This window comes from Neisseria sp. HMSC065D04 (assembly GCF_001815675.1).
Classification (GTDB): domain Bacteria; phylum Pseudomonadota; class Gammaproteobacteria; order Burkholderiales; family Neisseriaceae; genus Neisseria.
In genome coordinates this window covers 33,415-53,439 of sequence record NZ_KV821493.1, presented here as the reverse complement: position 1 = coordinate 53,439, position 20,025 = coordinate 33,415, and the positions used below count along the sequence as shown (strand labels likewise).

General features: G+C 51.1%; 17 protein-coding genes and 1 pseudogene. 2 read left to right on the top strand and 16 right to left on the bottom strand.

Features of this window, described 5'->3' with window-relative positions; all coding sequences use genetic code 11:
• Window positions 1–133 precede the first annotated feature (133 nt).
• From pyrC to HMPREF3050_RS03725, 4 genes are all read right to left on the bottom strand, one after another.
• Complete coding sequence (pyrC, locus tag HMPREF3050_RS03740; protein ID WP_070773509.1) at window positions 134–1,168, bottom strand: dihydroorotase; 1,035 nt, start codon at window positions 1,166–1,168, stop codon at window positions 134–136.
• A gap of 70 nt (window positions 1,169–1,238) precedes the next feature.
• Complete coding sequence (locus HMPREF3050_RS03735; RefSeq protein WP_070773508.1) at window positions 1,239–1,841, bottom strand: NMCC_0638 family (lipo)protein; 603 nt, start codon at window positions 1,839–1,841, stop codon at window positions 1,239–1,241.
• A gap of 73 nt (window positions 1,842–1,914) precedes the next feature.
• A complete protein-coding gene (locus HMPREF3050_RS03730) occupies window positions 1,915–2,472 on the bottom strand; it encodes a DUF4189 domain-containing protein (protein WP_070773506.1) in 558 nt (185 codons plus the stop codon).
• A 117-nt stretch (window positions 2,473–2,589) separates the two neighbouring features.
• Window positions 2,590–2,814, bottom strand: coding sequence for a sulfurtransferase TusA family protein (locus tag HMPREF3050_RS03725; protein ID WP_009311572.1), 225 nt, complete (start codon window positions 2,812–2,814; stop codon window positions 2,590–2,592).
• Between the two features lie 108 nt (window positions 2,815–2,922).
• Between HMPREF3050_RS03725 and HMPREF3050_RS03720 the strand changes: the two genes are divergently transcribed.
• A complete protein-coding gene (locus HMPREF3050_RS03720) occupies window positions 2,923–3,534 on the top strand; it encodes a CNP1-like family protein (protein ID WP_036529159.1) in 612 nt (203 codons plus the stop codon).
• A gap of 79 nt (window positions 3,535–3,613) precedes the next feature.
• Here the strand turns inward: HMPREF3050_RS03720 and fumC are convergent, their stop codons facing one another.
• From fumC to HMPREF3050_RS13210, 7 genes are all read right to left on the bottom strand, one after another.
• Complete coding sequence (gene fumC, locus HMPREF3050_RS03715; RefSeq protein WP_070773505.1) at window positions 3,614–5,002, bottom strand: class II fumarate hydratase; 1,389 nt, start codon at window positions 5,000–5,002, stop codon at window positions 3,614–3,616.
• 413 nt (window positions 5,003–5,415) lie between these two features.
• Entirely contained in the window at window positions 5,416–6,918 is a 1,503-nt protein-coding gene (gene pta / locus HMPREF3050_RS03710; RefSeq protein ID WP_070773503.1) for a phosphate acetyltransferase, read from the bottom strand.
• A 595-nt stretch (window positions 6,919–7,513) separates the two neighbouring features.
• Window positions 7,514–8,920, bottom strand: a complete 1,407-nt coding sequence (locus HMPREF3050_RS03705) for a dihydrolipoyl dehydrogenase (protein WP_070773501.1) — start codon at window positions 8,918–8,920, stop codon at window positions 7,514–7,516.
• Window positions 8,921–9,170: 250 nt separating this feature from the next.
• Window positions 9,171–9,908 (bottom strand): redoxin family protein, encoded by a 738-nt coding sequence (locus tag HMPREF3050_RS03700; RefSeq protein WP_070773499.1) that lies wholly within the window; start codon window positions 9,906–9,908, stop codon window positions 9,171–9,173.
• Window positions 9,909–10,096: 188 nt separating this feature from the next.
• A complete protein-coding gene (locus HMPREF3050_RS03695; protein WP_003777585.1) occupies window positions 10,097–10,867 on the bottom strand; it encodes a 1-acylglycerol-3-phosphate O-acyltransferase in 771 nt (256 codons plus the stop codon).
• 100 nt (window positions 10,868–10,967) lie between these two features.
• On the bottom strand, window positions 10,968–11,795 hold the full coding sequence (gene mutM, locus HMPREF3050_RS03690) for a bifunctional DNA-formamidopyrimidine glycosylase/DNA-(apurinic or apyrimidinic site) lyase (protein WP_070773497.1): 828 nt from the start codon (window positions 11,793–11,795) through the stop codon (window positions 10,968–10,970).
• Between the two features lie 246 nt (window positions 11,796–12,041).
• On the bottom strand, window positions 12,042–12,701 hold the full coding sequence (locus tag HMPREF3050_RS13210; RefSeq protein WP_094113311.1) for a class I SAM-dependent methyltransferase: 660 nt from the start codon (window positions 12,699–12,701) through the stop codon (window positions 12,042–12,044).
• Window positions 12,702–12,910: 209 nt separating this feature from the next.
• Here HMPREF3050_RS13210 and HMPREF3050_RS03680 point away from each other — a divergent pair, with 209 nt between their 5' ends.
• Complete coding sequence (locus HMPREF3050_RS03680) at window positions 12,911–15,043, top strand: LysM peptidoglycan-binding domain-containing protein (RefSeq protein WP_070773495.1); 2,133 nt, start codon at window positions 12,911–12,913, stop codon at window positions 15,041–15,043.
• Between the two features lie 117 nt (window positions 15,044–15,160).
• On the opposite strand, the pseudogene HMPREF3050_RS14770 reads toward HMPREF3050_RS03680, so the two are convergent.
• The 5 genes and pseudogenes from HMPREF3050_RS14770 to HMPREF3050_RS03660 form a co-directional block, all read right to left on the bottom strand.
• Window positions 15,161–15,268: pseudogene (locus HMPREF3050_RS14770) on the bottom strand (IS5/IS1182 family transposase); the annotation flags it as partial.
• Between the two features lie 60 nt (window positions 15,269–15,328).
• Window positions 15,329–15,766, bottom strand: a complete 438-nt coding sequence (gene yciA, locus HMPREF3050_RS03675) for an acyl-CoA thioester hydrolase YciA (RefSeq protein ID WP_003759083.1) — start codon at window positions 15,764–15,766, stop codon at window positions 15,329–15,331.
• A gap of 153 nt (window positions 15,767–15,919) precedes the next feature.
• Window positions 15,920–16,792, bottom strand: coding sequence for an NAD(P)-dependent oxidoreductase (locus tag HMPREF3050_RS03670; RefSeq protein ID WP_070773494.1), 873 nt, complete (start codon window positions 16,790–16,792; stop codon window positions 15,920–15,922).
• 392 nt (window positions 16,793–17,184) lie between these two features.
• A complete protein-coding gene (locus HMPREF3050_RS03665) occupies window positions 17,185–18,483 on the bottom strand; it encodes an adenylosuccinate synthase (RefSeq protein WP_070773493.1) in 1,299 nt (432 codons plus the stop codon).
• Window positions 18,484–18,588: 105 nt separating this feature from the next.
• Window positions 18,589–19,740 carry an ATP phosphoribosyltransferase regulatory subunit gene (locus HMPREF3050_RS03660; protein ID WP_070773491.1) on the bottom strand — a complete coding sequence of 384 codons (1,152 nt, stop codon included), beginning with the start codon at window positions 19,738–19,740 and terminating at the stop codon, window positions 18,589–18,591.
• Window positions 19,741–20,025: the final 285 nt, after the last annotated feature.

Here is a 20,025-nt window from a genome sequence, read left to right as displayed (position 1 = left end):
GTCGCCTTGTCCTGATTTAAAGTTAATCCACTATGAGCAACAGTCTCGGGACAACCCTTTATCCGCTCCCGCATCAAACCCAAATGCCTGCCTCTTTTCGGGCAGGCATTTTCATGCAGTCATGGTGTGCGGCTCAATATTTGACTGTCCAGCCTATCTCGCTGCCCGCGCGCATCGGGACAAGTTCGCCGTCGCCGTAAGGGACGCTTGCGGGGACGGTTTGGCTTTGTTTGACGAGGGTGATCGTGTCGGCGTTTTCGGGAATGCCGTAGAACCTTGCGCCGTTTTTCGAGGCGAAGGCTTCGAGTTTGTCCAACGCGCCTGCTTTTTCAAACACTTCGGCGTAAAGCTCGATGGCGGTCATGGCGCTGAACATGCCGGCGCAGCCGCAGGCGTTTTCTTTGGCGGATTTGGCGTGTGGCGCGGAATCGGTGCCGAGGAAGAATTTGTGTGCCTTCTCGCCGGTAACGGCGGCGACCAATGCCTGACGGTGGGTCTCGCGCTTGAGTACGGGCAGGCAGAAATGATGGGGGCGCACGCCGCCGACCAAGAGGTCGTTGCGGTTGAGCAGGAGGTGTTGCGGGGTCACGGAGGCGGCAACGTTGTCGCCTGCTTCCAAAACGAGGCGGGCGGCTTCGGCGGTGGTGACGTGTTCAAACACGACTTTGAGATTCGGCACTTGCGCCAAAACGGGTTTCATCACGCGTTCGATGAAGGCGGCTTCGCGGTCGAAAATATCGATTTCGGGGTCGGTTACTTCGCCGTGAACAAGGAACAGGATGCCCTGTTTTGCCATTTCTTCCAACACGGGGATGAGTTTGAACAGGTCGGTTACGCCGGAATCGGAATTGGTGGTCACGCCTGCGGGGTAGAGTTTGAAGGCGATGATGCCGGCGGCTTTGGCTTCGCGCACAAGCTCGGGCGTGGCTTGGTCGGTCAGGTAGAGCGTCATCAACGGCTCAAACGCGCTGCCTTCGGGCAATGCCGCCATGATGCGCGCTTTGTAGGCAAGCGCGTCGGCTACGCTGACGACGGGCGGCTTGAGGTTGGGCATGATGACGGCGCGCCCCATCTGGCGGGCGGTATAGGGGGCAACGGCTTTGAGCGCGTCGCCGTCGCGCAGATGCAGGTGCATATCGTCGGGGCGGATGATGGTCAGGGTTTGCATGAGTGTTCCTTTTTAGATTTTGGGGTTTCAGACGACCCCTTGATGTTCCCTTAAAGGTCGTCTGAAAAGGCTATTGCACAAGGACAGGCTTGCCGTTGTAGGACTGATGCGTCAGGTAAAACACCGCCTGCACGGGCAGCTGGTCGGACGGGGTGGTTTTGACAGTCAGCAGGGTTTCTTCCGGGCTGCCCGACGCGCGCCACGCATAAGAAAGCTGACGGATCGGAACCGGCGATTCGGAGGCTTGATCGGTGCGCAATTCGTTGTTCAAACCCTTCGGCGGGTTTTCGACCAACACCATAAACTGCTTGCGTATCAAGTTTTCGTCCGCCCGCGCCGTCTTCACGCTGCAACTGTCGCCGGTCAGGCTCAAATAATAATCCGCGCCGTCCTGCGTTTTCTTCCAAACGGCAAGCGCATCCGGCTCAATGAAACCTGCGGGCAGCCTGCCGATTTCTTCCGCGTTCAAAGCCGTCAGTTTTTCATTATCGGCAAAAGAGCGCACTTTATCGGCAGCCCCGTCAAAAGCGACGCAGCCTTGACGGAACAATTCCGCCGCCGCGTTCGCACGATCCGCCATCTGCTCGGGCGGCACTTCCTCCCTGCCGCACGCCGCCAATAAAACGGAGAAAGCGGCAAGCGTCAAAAGCCTTGAAATCGGACGTTTCACCATTTTCAGACGACCTTTCATATAGATTTAAAAGAGCAGGGTAGGCAGGGAACAGCGTTCAAAGTAAATTTTGTAATCAATCATTTGGAAGGGAGCAACGTTCAGGAACAATGATTGCGCACTCTTCGTATTTTTGAGAATTACAATTTTCTAAAGCCAACCTTTCTGAATTTCCTTCCGTACTAGAATTCCCTTTCGAAAGAAAACGTAGACCATTTTTCGTTCCTGTAGCAAGCGCATGACAGCCGTTCCTAACCCAATCACGAACTTTACAAAATTTACCAGCCCCCCTTTTTTCACATCTCTGGATGGCAACACGCTTAGCTTGCTCCAATGAATCCTCATTTACGGAATCTGTAATAATTCCGGTTTTGTTATTTAACACTATCGCTCCGTACTTTGATGGCACGTGGATAATAACCGGATTCATATTGTTATAGGAATTGCCGTTATTGTTATAAGAATTACCGACATTCACCGATGGGTGATATTTATTATAAATATCTTGCTGGTTATAACCGTAACTACGCAATTCCGGCGCATTCTGCAACGCTCCGCGGGTTGGGTCGTATGCAAAAGAAAGCTCGGAATATCCCAGCAAAACCGAAAAGAGTAGAAAAAGTTGCTTTTTCATTATTTTCCTTTATCTAATAATGATTCGCTTGCAAAACTTAATAAAATCAAACTACAAGCTTCACAAGAAGGCGTCAAAAGTCTTGAAATCGGACGTTTTGCCATTTTCAGACGACCTTTATTTATGTTTCACGACCAGCGTGAACACGCCGTCTTCTTCGCGCGATTCGAGCAAGACATGCCCGGTCTGACGGCAGAAAGCCTCAAAATCGCCGGGCGCGCCGCCGTCGGTCGCCAACACGGTCAGGACTTCGCCCGCCTCCATTTGCGCCAACGCTTTTTTGGTTTTTAAAATCGGCAAAGGGCATCTGAGCCCCTTTAAGTCTAAGGTGTGTGCGTTCATAGTTTCCGATGTTCCGTTAAAAGGATTAACATGAATTATACCGTACTTACTTGCACCCCACCCCGCCAAACCCATAAAATAAAGCCGTTTTTCACTTTGGAGCACACCATGCGCCGTCTCGCCCTCCTGACCCTCTGCCTCGCCGCCACGGCAGTCAACGCCGCCGGATTCAGCGAAAAAGATACCCCCTTCAACACACGCTACAAAGAAAGCCCCGAAGAAGCCGCAGCCCGCGAGTTCGCCGAACAAAAAACCGCGCTCCCGCCGCTGCCCGACACCCAATCCGGCGACTGGTTCGACCTCTACGTCAGCGAAGACTACGGCAAGCAGCCCAAAATCCTTCTCAGCAGCCTGCAAATCATGCCCTCTCCCGACGGCAGCATCCGCTACATCCTCAACGTCCGTTCCGACAAAGGTCATGACAACCTGACCGTCGAAGGCCTCTTCTGCGCCCGCTCTTCCTTCACATACGGCAAAGACAAACGCTCGTCTTATAAAGTGTTCGGCTACGGCGACACCGTCAACCGCCGCTGGATCGAGCCGCGCAAAGCCGAATGGAAACCCATAGGCTCAACCTTCAACAAAAACGACGAGATGCGTGCCGTCCTCTACCAAGCCTTCTGTACCGACGGCGTACCGAACACCACCGAAGGTCTGGTCAAACGCCTCAAAGAACGCGCCGGACGCTACGCGCCGAAAATGGTGCGCCACGACAAATAAGCCGTTTGACGGTTTCAAACATCAAAAAAGGTCGTCTGAAATATTTTCAGACGACCTTTGCCGTATTTCAAACCGTCAATCAGCGCGGATGAACCATATCGGCGGGGACGACCAGTTCGTCAAACTCTTCGCCTGTCAACAAGCCCAATTCGACGGCGGTTTCGCGCAGCGATTTGTCGTTTTTATAGGCGGTTTTGGCGACTTTGGCGGCGTTTTCGTAGCCGATTTTGCGGTTCAATGCGGTAACGAGCATCAGGGAATGGTGCAGGAAATAATCGATTTTTTCCGGTACGGGTTCGATGCCGACGGCGCAGTTTTCGTTGAAGCTGTTGCATGCGTCGCCCAACAGGCGGATGGATTGCAAAAGGTTGTAGGCGATAACGGGCATATAGACGTTCAGCTCGAAATTACCCGACGCGCCCGCCATGCCGATGGTGACGTCGTTGCCGAACACTTGGCAGCACACCATGGTCATCGCTTCGCATTGGGTCGGGTTGACTTTGCCCGGCATGATGGACGAACCTGGCTCGTTTTCGGGGATTTTGATTTCGCCCAAACCGCAGCGCGGGCCGCTTGCCAACCAGCGGATGTCGTTGGCGATTTTGTTCAGGCTCGCCGCCAGCGTTTTCAGTGCGCCCGAAGCGGCAACGGCGGCATCGCGTCCGCCCAAGGCTTCAAATTTGTTCGGCGCGCTGACAAACGGCAGGCCGGACAGTTCGGCGAGTTTGGCGGCGGCTTTTTCGGCGTATTCGGGATGGCTGTTCAAGCCCGTACCGACCGCCGTGCCGCCCAAGGCGAGTTCGTATAAACCTTTGAGTGCGTCGTTCAGACGGCCTAAGCCGTGGTCGAGTTGGGAAACGTAGCCGGAAAACTCTTGTCCCAAAGTCAGCGGCGTCGCGTCCTGCAAGTGGGTGCGGCCGATTTTGACGATGGGGGCGAATTCTTTGGCTTTTTTGTCCAATGTGTCGCGCAGGGCTTGGACGGCGGGGATGAGGTGGCGGTTGATTTCAATCGCGGCGGCGACGTGTATGGCGGTCGGGAACGCGTCGTTGGTCGATTGCGCGTGGTTCACATGGTCGTTGGGATGGACGGGCTGATACGCCGCCAAACCCGTACCGGCGATTTCGTTGGCGCGGTTCGCAAGCACTTCGTTCATGTTCATATTGGACTGCGTACCGGAGCCGGTCTGCCAAACCACTAAGGGGAACTGCCCGTCGAGCTTGCCGTTCAACACGTCGTCCGCCGCCTGCGTAATCAAATCCGCCTGTTCGGGCTTAATCCTGCCAAGGGAAACATTGGTGGCGGCTGCGGCTTTTTTCACCAGAGCCAAAGCATAAATCAACGGCTGCGGCAGGGTTTCGCCGCCGATTTTGAAATTATTGCGGCTGCGCTGGGTCTGCGCGCCCCAATAGGCTTCGGACGGGACTTCGACATTGCCCATGGTGTCGTGTTCGGTACGGGTGCTCATGCGTTTCTCCTGAATTAAATGATAATGCAAATAATTTGCAAGCGTATTATAGCGGGCAGGAGGTCGTCTGAAAAGCGGGGGAAGGAGGTTTGAAGTAAGCAGTTTCGGACGGCGTTTTGAAAGCTGAAAAGAAGATTGAGACAGACGAAGGAATTGTGTCCAACCTGTTTGGGCTATGCCAAAATGTATAGTGGATTAAATTTAAATCAGGACAAGGCAACGAAGCCGCAGACAGTACAGATAGTACGGAACCGATTCACTTGGTACTTCAGCACCTTAGAGAATCGTTCTCTTTGAGCTAAGGCGAGGCAACGCGCCGTACTGGTTTAAAGTTAATCCACTATAAAAAGGTCGTCTGAAACCTTATTGATAGGTTTTCAGACGACCTGTGTTTACTTTAAAAAATCAAGTAATCAGTTTGCCATTTGTTTTGCCTGAACTGCTGTCAGGGCGATGGTGAAGACGATGTCTTCTACCAATGCGCCGCGGGAGAGGTCGTTGACCGGTTTGCGCAAACCTTGTAACAGTGGGCCGACGCTCAGGACGTTGGCGCTGCGTTGTACGGCTTTGTAGGTGCAGTTGCCGGTGTTGAGGCTTGGGAAAATCAGGACGGTTGCCTGACCGGCGACGGTGCTTTCAGGGGCTTTGGTTTTGCCGATTTCAGGTACGGTAGCCGCATCGTATTGCAGTGGGCCGTCGATTTCCAAATCCGGGCGTTTTTCTTTCGCCAGTTTGGTCGCTTCAATCACGGCATCAACATCAGGGCCGCTGCCTGAGTTGATGGTGGAGTAGGAAATCATGGCAACTTTAGGCGGGATACCGAAGGCTTTGGCGGTATCGGCGGATTGGATGGCGATATCGGCAAGCTGTTCGGGCGTCGGGTTCGGGTTGACCGCGCAGTCGCCGAAGACGAGGACTTGGTTGGGCAGCAGCATGAAGAATACGCTGGACACGAGGCTGGCGCCCGGTGCGGTTTTAATCAGTTGCAAAGCGGGGCGGATGGTGTTGGCGGTAGTATGAACGGCGCCGGATACCAAGCCGTCCACGTCGTTTTGCGCCATCATCATGGTGCCGAGGACGACGGTGTCTTGCAGTTGTTTGCGGGCATCTTCAGGGGTCAGACCTTTGGATTTGCGCAATTCGCACATCGGCTCGACGTATTGTTCGATCAATGTAGCGGGATCGACGATTTCCAAAGAGTCAGGCAGGTTGATGCTGCGTTCTTTGGCAACGGCTTCAACTTCTTCGCGTTTGGCAAGCAAGACGCAGCGGGCAATGCCTTTTTCGTGGCAGATGGCGGCTGCGGCGACGGTACGCGGTTCTGCACCTTCGGGCAGGACAATGCGCATATCGGCTTTTTGGGCAAAATCAATCAGGTTGTAACGGAATTGGGCGGGAGACAGGCGGGAGGCTTCGCGTTTTGCTAAAGCAGATACGTCTTTGAGCGCGCTGCTTGAACCGTAGAACGTCAGTCCGGTCAGGCGGGCAACTTCTTCGCCTACGGATGCTGCTGCGCCTTCAATGATGAAGCCTTCCAAAAGGCCCGGAGAGTTGGTGTAAAGCTGTTTGGCAAGGTTGATTCGGTGTGCCGCTTCGGCTGCGTCGGCATTGTCAGATTGCAATGCCAAAACTACGCCTGCATCCAAAGACAGCGCCAGCTCGACGTTTTTGCCGGACAGGAAGAGTTTGTCCGCATCGGGGGCGATACCTTCGATAACGAGTTTGTCGGTATTGAGTGCGACGGCTTTGCCGACCACAGCGTCAAACCAGTCATCGCTTTTGCCTTGCGCCAACAGGGTTTCGGCGGATGCGTCGAGCGGTTGGAAAACTTGCGCGCCCAAAGCTTGGGCAAAGGCTTTGCTTGCCGCTGCCACGTCCAAACCGGCGGATACCGGAGCGACCAATAATTTAGCCATGATATGTGTCCTTTCTATTTGGAGGTTGTCCGTCTTGGAGGTTGTCCGTCGCCGCCGTGATGCGGACGTAACGGCAATGGCTTAATACTAACAAACAAATTGCGTTTCCAACAAGGTTAAATGTTAATGGATTGAGCGAAAATGCAATGGATTTTTAAGAAACGCTTAGAAAGCCGGTTAAAATTACCCCCCCTTTCCTTTTAATCTTTCCTGATTACTGCGGACAATGCCGTTTGAAATGAAAAAAGCCAAGCCCTGTAACATACAGAACCCAGCTGATAGCAACCATCTGAACAGGTTTTAATGAATACTCAAGATTTAAAGGATTCTTACCTTCAAATTCGAGTTTTCAGACGACCTCTCGCTCCGGCAGCCAAATCTGTCGTAGGTCAGATTCTTGAATCTGACATCTCCATCTGCCACAACGCGTAAAGGAAACAGAAGCATTAAATATTCGTCGGATACAGGTATCCGAACTACACATTACCCAGTAACTGATTTTATTTCGCAACGCAAAGACAAAAAGGTCGTCTGAAAACCTTAAATCAGGTTTTCAGACGACCTTTCATTCTAGCAGACCGATTAGGTCAACCCATCAAACCTGTTTCAACTTCGCATCGGCATCGCGCAACGCGGTGCGCAGACCTTCCTCGATAACGGGATGGTAGAACGGCATATCCAGCATTTGCGGAACGGTCATCTTCATTTGATGCGCCCATGCCAACAGGTGCGCCAAATGTTCGGCGGCCGGGCCTAAGATTTCCGCGCCGATGAAGCGGCCGGTGGCTTTTTCGGCATACAGGCGCATATGACCTTTGTTTACCAGCATCACGCGGCTGCGGCCTTGGTTTTTAAACGATACTTCGCCAATGACAAATTCGTCGGGTTGGTATTGCGCGGCAACCTGCGCGTATTTCAAACCGACAAAGCCGATTTGCGGATTGGTGAACACCACTCCGATGGTGCTGCGGCGCAAACCGCCGCCGATATTCGGGTAGCGGCCCGCATTGTCGCCGGCAATCTTGCCTTGGTCGGCAGCTTCGTGCAGCAGAGGCAGTTGGTTGGACGCGTCGCCTGCGATGAAGATATGCGGAATGCTGGTCTGCATGGTCAGAGGATCGGCAACGGGTACGCCGCGCGCGTCTTTTTCGATATTGATGTTTTCCAAACCGATATTGTCAACGTTCGGACGGCGGCCTACGGCTGCCAGCATATATTCGGCAACAAATACGCCTTTTTCGCCGTCTTGCTCCCAATGAACTTCTACATTGCCGTCTGCGTCGAGTTTGACCTCGGTTTTAGCATCCAAATGCAGTTTCAATTCTTCGCCGAACACGGCTTTCGCCTCGTCTGAAACGACGGGGTCGGAAATGCCGCCAATGATGCCGCCCAAGCCGAAAATTTCAACTTTCACGCCCAAACGGTGCAATGCCTGACCCAGTTCCAAACCGATAACACCCGGCCCGAACACGGCAACGCTCTTAGGCAGCGTATCCCATGAGAAAACGTCGTCGTTGATAATCAAACGGTCGCCCAAAGACTGCCACTGCGGCAGGATAACGGGACGCGAGCCGGTAGCAATCACAAAGCTTTTTGCCGTGATTTGGGTATGGTCGTCGATTTGGACGGTATTCTCGTCAATAAATTTAGCCGAACCCATAATGCGTTTGTCGGCAGGCCACTCTTCCACATCGGCAACGACAAAGCCGACAAAACGGTCGCGCTCGGATTTGACGCGCTGCATCACTTCTTCGCCGTTGACGACGATGCTGTCTTTATCCAAATGCACGCCGAACGGGTCGGTGTGCAATGCGTGATGGCGCGCCTCTGCGGCGGCAATCAAGAGTTTGGAAGGCATACAGCCCACGCGCGCGCAGGTCGTGCCGAACACGTTGTTTTCAATCAGGTAAACATTATCCGAATGTAAACGGGCATTGCGAAACGCGCCCATGCCGGCAGTACCGCCGCCGATTACGACGACATCTGCTTGAATTTTTTTCATAATCTTTGTCCTTTTTTGTTGAGCGTCCGAAGCGGTATCAGCGTGAAGCGTATCAAGTTTTCAGACGACCTACTTAAAAACTATCGACAACATAAAATCAATAGCCATTTTAAAAATTTCGATTTAAAACAATAATCTCAAATTCTACTTGTAAATATAGAGCTATTCAGAACGACCGTGTAGCGTATCGTCTGAATAACTCTATTTTTCTGTTCAGACGGCTTTTTAAACCGTCTCAAGCACTAGGCAATTAGTTTTTAGCCAAGTAAGCTTCCAAATCTTCGCTGCCACCGATGTATTTGCCGCCGATGAAGACTTGAGGAGCAGTCATCTTGCCGGTAATGGCGCGAACGGAAGTAACAGTTGCATCTTTGCCCAATACGATTTCTTCGTAAGACAGACCTTTGTCTTGCAAAGCTTTTTTAGCTTTAGCGCAGAATTGGCAGCCGGGTTTGGTGAAGATGGCAACAGATTCTTGAGATTTCCAGTCAGGAGCGATGAATTTCAACATAGTGTCAGCGTCAGACACTTTGAAAGGATCACCCGGCTCTTCAGGCTCGATGAACATTTTTTCAACCACGCCGTCGTTAACCAGCATGGAGTAACGCCAAGAGCGTTTACCGAAGCCCAAGTCTTCTTTGCCGACCAGCATGCCCATGCCTTCGGTGAATTCGCCGTTGCCATCAGGAATCATGTAGATGTTGTCAGCTTCTTCTTCGGCAGCCCAAGCGTTCATCACGAAAGTATCGTTTACAGATACGCAGTAAATTGCGTCAACGCCGTTTTCTTTGAACGCGCCGAACAATTCGTTGTAGCGTGGCAGGTGGGAAGAAGAACAAGTCGGAGTAAATGCGCCGGGCAGAGAGAATACGACTACTTTTTTACCTTTGAACAAGTCATCAGTGGAAACATCTTTCCAAGTGTCGCCCACGCGGGTACGGAATACGACGGAAGGTACTTTTTGACCGGTACGATCTTGCAAAGCCATTTTGGATCTCCTTGAAATTTTAGGTTTAGGGAATGATACGAGTGAATGTGTGCATTCTAGCGCAGGGAGTTTGATTTGTATAATTTATAGTTCAAATAATATTAATTACTTGAAGCTATGAAACTCAACCTGCGAATGTTTCATATAAATAGAGGTCGTCTGAAAGAAAACAAGCCCCTGGCCTGGAATTATTTTTCGGAATCGTGTGCGTCGGACAATACGACTTCGCGGATGCTGCTTTCTACTTTGTCTTTCAACATAAAGCGGTCTTCGTCTTTGCCGGGGCGAATCGGGGCGGCAAAATCGATACGGATGCGTAGTTTTTTCATGGAAACGATGCGCCAAAGTGAGCGCACCAAATCGACTTGTGCATAAGACGGCACAGTCGTCCTTTTACCGGCATCATCATAATAGCGCAGCGTAACCGCCTGAACAGGCGCGTCGGCATCAATGGCGGATTGGAAGAGCGCGGCTTTGAACGGCAAAATATCCAAGCCCAAAGAAGTCCGCGCTTCGGGGAAAAAGCTGACATTCTGCCCAGCTTTCAACGCGGCGCAAATGGCTTGGTTAATCGGCTCGACATCGCGTCGGGAATTGCGGTTGATAAACACTGTGCCTGCGTTTTGCCCCATTTTGCCCAAAACCGGCCAGTCTTTGATTTCCTGCTTGGCGATAAAGCTGCTCGGATACACCGCACTCATGGCGAAAATATCCAGCCACGACACATGGTTTGCCGCCACCAAAACACCCTTCACATTATCCGCAGGTGGCGTGCCGATTTCCAATTCGATATCTAAGGCTTCCAGCGCGCCTTTGCCCAGAGTGATGACCGCATAATCGCGTTCGGCAGGATTGCCGGCATCGATACGGCGCAAATGTCTTCCGGTTCGGAACAGCCATCCCGCCAAGCGGAACAATCTGCCCAAACGGGTAAAAAACGGTGCTTTTTGTGAGTGCATAACTGTTTTTCTTTTCGTCTTAAATGTGTATCAAATCATAGTAATAACGTTTTCAGACGACCCAGATGACAAAGAGGTCGTCTGAAAACAGGTTCATAGATTATTTTTGGCAGTTCGGACAATAAAACGTCCCGCGCTGCCCCAAAACTTCCTTCTGCACCAAACCGCCGCAACGGACGCAGGGTTCGTTGTGCCTGCCGTACACCGTATATTCCTGCTGGAAATAGCCGCTTTTTCCGTCGCTGTTGACGAAGTCGCGCAACGTGCTACCGCCGGTTTCAATCGCGCGCTGCAATACCGATTTAATCGTTTCCACCAAGACGGCGCATTCTTTTTTCTTAACCTTGTCCGCAGGGCGGTGTGGCGAGATGCCCGATTTAAACAGGCTTTCGTTCGCATAAATATTGCCCACACCGACCACGACGGCATTGTCCATCAGAGCCAGCTTGACCGCGCGTTTTTGCGTTTTAAATTTTTGGTACAGATAATCGGAGGAGAAGTCGTCTGAAAGCGGCTCGGGGCCCAGTTTTTCAAGAAGCGGATGATGCTCGGCAATGCCTTCATACCACAAAATCGCGCCGAACTTACGCGGGTCGTGATAGCGCAATACCGTTCCGTCCGCAAACACAATGTCCACATGATCATGTTTATCAGGATGATCAATCCGCGCATCGCCGTCCGTAAAAATCCGTAAGCTGCCCGACATACCCAGATGGATCAATAAAATACCCGTTGCAAAACCAATAATCAGATATTTCGCCCGCCGACGACAACTCAACACCTCCTGCCCCGCCAAAAGCTCCGCCAACTGCGGATTGACCTGCCAGCGCAGCTTGGTTTGGCGCAACACGACATCCGCCACCTTTTTACCTTGAATATGCGGGCTGATACCGCGCAACGTCGTTTCTACCTCAGGCAATTCCGGCATTTTTCTTTATCCTCAAGCTAATACAGTCAACATCGACTTTTCAGACGACCTAAGATTCTACCGATGCCAACGCAGCCTGACAATTTGCAACCAATCAGCTTTACAGGCAGAAAGCAGCAAATTCAAGGCAGAATGACAAATATAGAAGAGGCTATATTTATGGAGTCAAACCTCTCGTTTTCAAATGTTCGGCCTCAAAAGGTCGTCTGAAAACAGTCATGCCGGTTTTACCCAACACCAAATTTCTCAATCCGAAATCCGCGCCGCGCCCAAAGCCACCGTCTGCGTTCCCAATATTTTTTCAAACTCCGGCAAGGGCGTTACCCCCGCCATACGCTTGACCAAAACCAAACCGTACACCGCCGCGCACTGCGGCCACCACCTGTCCCCCGCCTTCTCCATAAAACGCCAAAACCGCAGCCCCTTTTGCGAATTCACAGCAGGCAGGTACACCATAAACTTCCCGAATTCCACCTCAAAATCCAAATCCGCCAACCGCTGCTTCAAAGCCGGCAAAGTCAGGCAATGCTCCTTTTTAGGCAAGCGCGTTCCATCAAACCACCTGCTGAAAAACCACAAAGATTTCGGATTAAACCCCGTCAAAACCAATCGCCCTTCAGGTTTCAACACCCTGGACGCTTCATGCAGCACTTGCGTCAGCGCGGCAGTTTCATGACTGTGCGGCATCAGCAGCACATCAATAGAATGACTCTCCCAAGCCATGGCGTCCGCCGTCATCAATACATCGCGGGGCACGGCAACCACGTTTTCAGACGACCTCAACCATTGACCGCCTTGTTGGACAACGGCCTGTCCGTCAAAATATTGCAAATGCCGCTCAAAAAAAGCAGCTTCGTTCTGAGCAACATAACGCCCCATAGCCGTATCTTCAAACCATACATCCATAGTCGTTATCCTATTAACTGTTTCATGCGTTCATTTCTACTGTCCGATAGAAAAATACAATGCAATCGCCGTATTTATGCCACAGATTTTAACATTAAGACCCAAGCATATGTAAATTTCACCCCCTTTACCTTGACGGCTACATCTTCAAACAGTACCATCGGGTAGACTAAATTTAACCTTATATCATTGATAATTATTGATTCATCATGGCAAAACTGAAAACCATCGCACTTACCATTTCAAGTTTATCCGCAGCTTCCGGCGCAGCATACGCTCAAAATGCCACACCAGATCAAGTAGGTATGGCAATGATGCGCCTCAATTCCTCTCTTTTGGATCAAGCCAAAGCGCAAACTTTCGGAACGGGCAGCCTTTGGGCATCGTTGCGCAAGGATTTCCGTATGAACGAGGTCAATTCCGAACTTGTTCGCCGCCATGAGAGCAAATTCGCTGCCAATAGTGCCTACTTCGACCGCACCATTACCCGCAGCAAACCCTATATGTACCATATTGCCAACGAAGTCAGAAAACGCAATATGCCTGCCGAAATCGCATTGCTGCCGTTTATCGAAAGCGCATTCGTTACCAAAGCGAAATCACATGTCGGCGCATCCGGTCTGTGGCAGTTTATGCCTGCAACGGGTCGCCACTACGGCTTGGAAAAAACCCCTTTGTATGATGGCCGTCACGATGTTTACGCAGCAACTGACGCAGCATTGAATTACCTGCAATACCTGCACGGATTATTCGGCGACTGGTCCCTTGCACTGGCTGCCTACAACTGGGGCGAAGGTAATGTCGGCCGTGCCGTCAATCGGGCGCGCGCGCAAGGTTTGGAGCCGATTTACGAAAATCTGCGCATGCCTGACGAAACACGGAATTACGTTCCCAAACTCTTGGCCGTACGCAATATCGTTGCCAACCCGCAAACTTTCGGCATGAATATCACCGAAATCAACAATCAGCCGTATTTCAAATCCCTGAGCATCGACAAGCCGATTGACAACAGCACTATCGCCCGCTTCGCCAACATCAGCGAAAGCGAATTGCTGACACTCAATCCGGGATTCAATGCGCCTGTATTCATCCCAAAAAACAATCGCCGCCTGTTGCTGCCTGTTGATTCTGTGGCTTCTTTCGAGAAAAACTACCGAAACGCAAATCCCGATACTTTGTTGTCTTGGAACGTATACACATCCCGAAACAATACCAGCTTGAACGCCATCGCAGCAGAAACCGGTATGAGCGTTGCCGAAATCAAACGACTGAATGGCTTGGGAAATAACTCCCTGTCTTCCGACCGCAGTATTTTGGTAGCCAAGAATAAAGCAGCAAATTCGGCGACACCTGATACACTCTCATTCATCGATGTTGATAACAGACCGGATACTTACCGTTCCAATATGCCGGAAATGGCACCTATTAAAACGGCAAAAGCAAATATTCCTACAATGGATTTTGCCAATATTAAACCCGTTGCGGCAGTACCAACAGATTATGTAGCCCTTGGCAAAAAAGCAGTATCCGAAACTGCTGTCGCTCAATCAGCTCCTGTTGGCGGAGAAAGCAAAATTGCCTCTGCAACTCCTACTACCGTTGCCAAAGCAGACATCGCAACCACACCTGAAACCACTGTTCAAACCAACTCTTCAGCAGATTTGGCATCGGCAAATGTCAAAGAAGAGCGTATTCCTGAAGTATTTGCCCAATTGTCTCAAGCTGAAAGCAAGCCTGCCGTTGTCGAGCAAACTGCCGCAAATACAACTACTGAGTTGACTACTGCTCAAGCTGCTCCGACGCAAGCTGCTGAAACAGCCGATGAACTGATGGCGTTGGTAGATTCAAATCTTCGTACTCAAACTGAAAATGTAGCAGTCGCACAAGCCGCCAGCGAACACAATATTGCATCCGACGCAGTCAAAGCGCGTAGCGAGCGTATTGCCGCCAATACCGCCAAACAACAAAGCCGCACTGAGGCGCGTTTGGCCCGTGCGGGTAATCAGCAGCAATCTCAAACCGCAGGTGCGGGCATGCACCGTGTAGCCGATGGCGATACGCTGTTTAATATCTCTCGTCGTTACAATTTGAGCGTTGCTGACTTGATTATTGCCAACAACATCAAAGGCAATAACATCCGTAAAGGTCAGCTGTTGCGTGTGACCGCAGCGCCCGCCAAAACCCGAAACAGCATCCGAAACGTTTCTTATACCGTTCGCAGAGGCGATACTTTGAATACCATCGCCAACCGATTCAACGTAGATGTAAACGATATCCGCCGCTGGAATCGAAATACCAATGGCGTGACACCCGGTCAACGTTTGAAATTAATCGGCAGTTAAGATTACTCTTCATGAAAAAGTCGTCTGAAATTTTCAGACGACTTTTTATTTGCCATCAAATTCAATTTTCCCCACATCATCACTACGCCTCCTTAAAGAGAAAGTTTATAGTGAATCTAGTGGATTAAAATTGCAATGATACGGCGTTGCCTCGCCTTGCCCCACTATCTGTACTGTATCTGCGGCTTCCGCCTTGTCCTGATTTAAATTTAATCCACTATAACGTTTCATCCCAATACTAAATTAAAAAGGTCGTCTGAAATCCGTTTTCAGACGACCTTTTGCTTAAATCAAACCTTCCAGTTTTGGGTTTCCCTCTTTCGGAATCGGGCGTTTGTTACCTTCACTATCAATGGCGACATAAGTGAAGACAGCCTCTGTCACGAGTTGACGATCCTCAGTAAGATGATCGTTCATCAATGTTTTTACCCAAACCTCGATTTTCAGTTGCAACGAAGTATTACCCACGCTCACGCAGCGGCCGTAGCAACAGACGACATTCCCCACTTTCACAGGACGGATGAAATTCATTTCCTGAACAGCTACGGTAACAATACGGCCTTGTGCAATTTCCGCCGCCAAAATACCGCCGCCCAAATCCATTTGCGACATAATCCAACCGCCGAAAATATCTTGATTGGGATTAGTGTCGCGCGGCATGGCAACGGTGCGCAGCAAAAGCTCGCCTTGTGGTTTAGTGTGTTGTTTTTCATTTTGCGTCATGGGAAATATCCTTTTTAGAGGTGCAGCTTTCGTGTGAAGTTGAGAAACCGATTGAAGCAGTGTGGGATGATTGCCTGCGATAACAAGGTCGTCTGAAAACTTCTATACGGTTTTCAGACGACCTTGAACCCATATTCTGAGCCAACGCTATTTCTAACGTTCTGCCAATTTCAAATAAACGCCGGCAACGTCTTGCTCTCCGTAACCTGCTGTTACCGCTTGACGGTAATTTTCAGCAACGGTTTCGACGGCAGGCAGCGGCTTACCGGCTTGCTCCAGCTCTTTGACCGCCAGATTAAGGTCTTTGGAAGCGTGTTTGAGTGCGAAGGCAGGTGGGAATTCACGGTTTGCCCACAGCGATTTTTTGGTTTGAAACATAGGCGAATCCATAGCGGAATTACCGATGGCTTCGATGATGGTATCAGTATCGACACCAAACTGTTGAGCCATCAGCATAGCCTCGCTGTATGCTTCGCCGAAAATACCCAGCAGGGAGTTGAGCACGAGTTTTGCACCCGAACCTTTCCCTACCCCGCCGAAATGGAAAGTTTGTTTGCCGACAATGGAAAACACTTTTTGCAGAGGCATTAAAACACTTTCTTCTCCGCCAAACAAAATCAGCAACGTACCGTTGGTAGCAGGACCGACCGAACCAGAAACAGGCGCTTCTGCAAACTGACCGCCCGCAGCTTCGACCAATTCTTTAACGGCAAGATTTTCAGAAGGAGCAATAGTGCTCATATTGACAATGATTTTGCCCGCAAGCTCCTTGCGAACCTCTTCACTCAAAATATCGCGCACAGCCGCGAAGTCGGAAACCATCAGAAAAATAACGGGATAAGCGCGGATAAGATCGATGGTGCTTGCGTACACTTTCGCGCCTTTATTGGCAAGGTCGGCGGTTTTATCGGGCGAACGGTTATAAACACCGACTTCGATACCGGCGTTCAAAAGCCGCGTTACCATCGGATTACCCATTTGACCCAAGCCTATCCAGCCGATTTGCGTGTATTCGTTTGTTGCCATTGTGTTTGCTCCTTTGTTTGTCTTGCCGTGCAATCATATAGGTTTACAGGTCGTCTGAAAAGTTTTTCAGAGGGTTGGATAAAGTATGTATAGTGGATTAACTCTAAATCAGGACAAGGCGACGAAGCCGCAGACAGTACAGATAGTACGGAACCGATTCACTTGGTACTTCAGCACCTTAGAGAATCGTTCTCTTTGAGCTAAGGCGAGGCAACGCCGTACCGGTTTAAAGTTAATCCACTATATATTGATATGAACGAAATCGCCTTTCATTTGTTGAGGCATATGCGGCTGTTTTTCATATTCACGCTACCGATTAACCACGCTTAATACAAAAAGGTCGTCTGAAAACCCGAAATATCGTTTTCAGACGACCTTTTACAATCAACCCATTATGCGAACGGATGATGCAAAACGATGGTTTCTTCGCGGTCGGGGCCGGTAGAGACGATGGCTACCGGTGCGCCGCAGACTTCTTCGATGCGTTTCAAATATGCTTTGGCATTGGCAGGCAATGCGTCATAGCTTTTCACGCCGACAGTCGATTCGCTCCAGCCGGGCATGGTTTCGTAAATCGGCTTGCAGGTTTCTACCGCGTCCGAACCGCAAGGCAGGATGTCGGTTTTGCTACCGTCGGGTAATTCGTAGCCGACGCAGATATTGATGGTTTCAATGCCGTCCATCACGTCCAGTTTGGTGATACACATACCGGAGATGCCGTTGACTTGGATGGAGCGTTTCAACGCGGCGGCATCAAACCAACCGCAGCGGCGTGCGCGGCCGGTTACGGAGCCGAATTCGTGTCCGCGTTCTGCCAAACCTGCTCCTACTTCGTCAAACAATTCAGTCGGGAACGGGCCTGAACCGACGCGCGTGGTATAGGCTTTGACGATGCCCAAAACATAATCCAGCATTTGAGGACCTACGCCCGCGCCTGCGGAAGCGGCTCCTGCGAGGCAGTTGGACGAGGTAACGAAGGGGTAAGTGCCGTAATCGATGTCCAACAGCGTGCCTTGCGCGCCTTCAAACAGCAGTTTTTCGCCGTTTTTGTTTTTCTCGTTCAACACGCGGGATACGTCGGTAATCATAGGCGTAATGCGCGGCGCAACTTTTTCGATAACCGCCATCACGTCTTCCGCTTTAACCGGATCGGCATTGTGCAGATGTTGCAGTTGGACATTGTAATAGGCAAGGACGGCATCCAGTTTTTCACGCAGTTTTTCAGGATGCAGCAAATCGACGACGCGGATGGCGCGGCGTGCCACTTTGTCTTCGTAGGCTGGGCCGATACCGCGGCCGGTCGTACCGATTTTGCCTTTGCCGCGCGATGCTTCGCGGGCTTGGTCAAGCGCGATGTGGTAAGGCAGGATCAGCGGGCAGGTCGGCGCGATTTTCAGACGACCTTCGACGTTTTTCACACCTGCTGCGTTCAGCTCGTCGATTTCGCCCAATAATGCTTCGGGGGAAACGACAACGCCGGAACCGATGAAGCAATCCAAGTTTTCATGCAGGATGCCGCTCGGAATCAGGCGCAAAATGGTTTTCTTGCCGCCGACGACCAAAGTATGACCCGCATTGTGGCCGCCTTGGAAACGCACGACACCGCTGGTTTCTTCCGCCAGCCAGTCGACGATTTTACCTTTGCCTTCATCGCCCCACTGGGCGCCGATTACTACAACATTTTTAGCCATAGCCATATAACCTATTAATATTAAAAAATTATCGTGAATCAACTTCAAACCAAGACGGCTTTGCGCCCTGCCCTGATTTGCCTTTAATCTGCTATGAATGGGTATTTAAATTTTCTCAACCTGCCAAACGCCGTCCGACTTTTTCAGACGACCTGCAACCTCTTCCGAAGCGTTGTGTCCGATACCGTAGTCGACAACGACACACTGCCCTTGTTCACGCAGGACTTCAACTGCTTCGCGAGCCGCTTCGGCATCTTCCGCATCGACCAAGACGACGGGCTGCCGCTCAATGGCGGGCAAACGTCCGATAAAGCTGCGCAAGTCAAAACTGAATCCCGTTGCCGGACGCGCACGGCCGAAATATTCGCCCAATCCGTCATAACGCCCGCCCCGTGCGACCGCGTCATGGAAATTGGAACCGTATGCCGCATACAGCAAGCCGGTGTGATAATTGTCGACGCGCAGTTCGGATAAGTCGATATGGACTTTCTGATTCGGAAATGCGTCGCACACTGCCTGCAATTCGTCCAACGCGCTGCCGACTGCCGACAGATCAGGCAATCGTTCGCGCGCGGCGGACAACACTTCCCGTCCGCCATACAGACGCGGCAGCAGCGAAAATGCTTTTGCCCACATGCCGTCCAGCTTCCAAGCCTTAACCTGCGCTTCGACCGCTTCGGTATCTTTATCCTGCATCAACGCAAGCAGCGTTGCGGACTGCTCCGCATCCAAATGCGCCGCATCGGACAAAGCGCGGAATACGCCGATATGACCCAGCGACAGCAAAACCTCGCCTATATCGGCAAGCTTCATGCTTTTGAGCATCAGGTCAATCAGTTCGATATCCGCCCGGATGTCGGCGAAACCATACATCTCCGCTCCCGCCTGCAAAGGTTCTCGCATATTGAGCAAACCTTCCGGCCGCGCGTGCAACACAGGACCTGCGTAACACAATCGGTTAATCCCTTGATTGGCGGACAAAAGATGCGCATCGATACGCGCCACTTGCGGCGTAATGTCGGCGCGGATACCCAACTGCCGACCGCTCAGCTGATCGACCACCAAAATGGTTTTCAAAGACAAACCCGCGTCAATGTGCGTCAGCAGGGAATGGCTGTATTCCATCAGCGGAGGCTGTACCAGCTCGTAACCGTGCACTCGGAACAAAGTCAACAACTGCTCTCGCGCGCTTTCCAACTGTCGGGCGTTGGTCGGCAACACATCGGCAACATGTTCGGGAAGCTGCCAAGATTGCATGGGAATCTACCTTCTATCTGTTTTTGTAAACGCAAAGGGCTGCTTGAATTTAAAACCAGACGGACACACAGCCCGCTTCTCGAAATACGCCGCGCAAACGATGCAGCGTTTCCAACAAATCTGATTTTAAATTCAAACAGCCCCTGAATGACGGCTTTAAACCGCCGAGTTATTAAAAGCAGACTTTACCATACAAAACAGTTTTGTGCAGCCTGTTTTCATACTGGACAGCCCCTGACTTTGGCGCAAATGGGATTTTGCATACGGGAAATAACATGTTTAAGA

Bases quoted from the DNA above. Each gene is read 5' to 3' on its own strand.
- pyrC (WP_070773509.1), bottom strand. From the start codon at position 1,168: ATGCAAACCCTGACCATCATCCGCCCCGACGATATGCACCTGCATCTG.
- HMPREF3050_RS03735 (WP_070773508.1), bottom strand. From the start codon at position 1,841: ATGGTGAAACGTCCGATTTCAAGGCTTTTGACGCTTGCCGCTTTCTCC.
- HMPREF3050_RS03730 (WP_070773506.1), bottom strand. From the start codon at position 2,472: ATGAAAAAGCAACTTTTTCTACTCTTTTCGGTTTTGCTGGGATATTCC.
- HMPREF3050_RS03725 (WP_009311572.1), bottom strand. From the start codon at position 2,814: ATGAACGCACACACCTTAGACTTAAAGGGGCTCAGATGCCCTTTGCCG.
- HMPREF3050_RS03720 (WP_036529159.1), top strand. From the start codon at position 2,923: ATGCGCCGTCTCGCCCTCCTGACCCTCTGCCTCGCCGCCACGGCAGTC.
- fumC (WP_070773505.1), bottom strand. From the start codon at position 5,002: ATGAGCACCCGTACCGAACACGACACCATGGGCAATGTCGAAGTCCCG.
- pta (WP_070773503.1), bottom strand. From the start codon at position 6,918: ATGGCTAAATTATTGGTCGCTCCGGTATCCGCCGGTTTGGACGTGGCA.
- HMPREF3050_RS03705 (WP_070773501.1), bottom strand. From the start codon at position 8,920: ATGAAAAAAATTCAAGCAGATGTCGTCGTAATCGGCGGCGGTACTGCC.
- HMPREF3050_RS03700 (WP_070773499.1), bottom strand. From the start codon at position 9,908: ATGGCTTTGCAAGATCGTACCGGTCAAAAAGTACCTTCCGTCGTATTC.
- HMPREF3050_RS03695 (WP_003777585.1), bottom strand. From the start codon at position 10,867: ATGCACTCACAAAAAGCACCGTTTTTTACCCGTTTGGGCAGATTGTTC.
- mutM (WP_070773497.1), bottom strand. From the start codon at position 11,795: ATGCCGGAATTGCCTGAGGTAGAAACGACGTTGCGCGGTATCAGCCCG.
- HMPREF3050_RS13210 (WP_094113311.1), bottom strand. From the start codon at position 12,701: ATGGATGTATGGTTTGAAGATACGGCTATGGGGCGTTATGTTGCTCAG.
- HMPREF3050_RS03680 (WP_070773495.1), top strand. From the start codon at position 12,911: ATGGCAAAACTGAAAACCATCGCACTTACCATTTCAAGTTTATCCGCA.
- yciA (WP_003759083.1), bottom strand. From the start codon at position 15,766: ATGACGCAAAATGAAAAACAACACACTAAACCACAAGGCGAGCTTTTG.
- HMPREF3050_RS03670 (WP_070773494.1), bottom strand. From the start codon at position 16,792: ATGGCAACAAACGAATACACGCAAATCGGCTGGATAGGCTTGGGTCAA.
- HMPREF3050_RS03665 (WP_070773493.1), bottom strand. From the start codon at position 18,483: ATGGCTAAAAATGTTGTAGTAATCGGCGCCCAGTGGGGCGATGAAGGC.
- HMPREF3050_RS03660 (WP_070773491.1), bottom strand. From the start codon at position 19,740: ATGCAATCTTGGCAGCTTCCCGAACATGTTGCCGATGTGTTGCCGACC.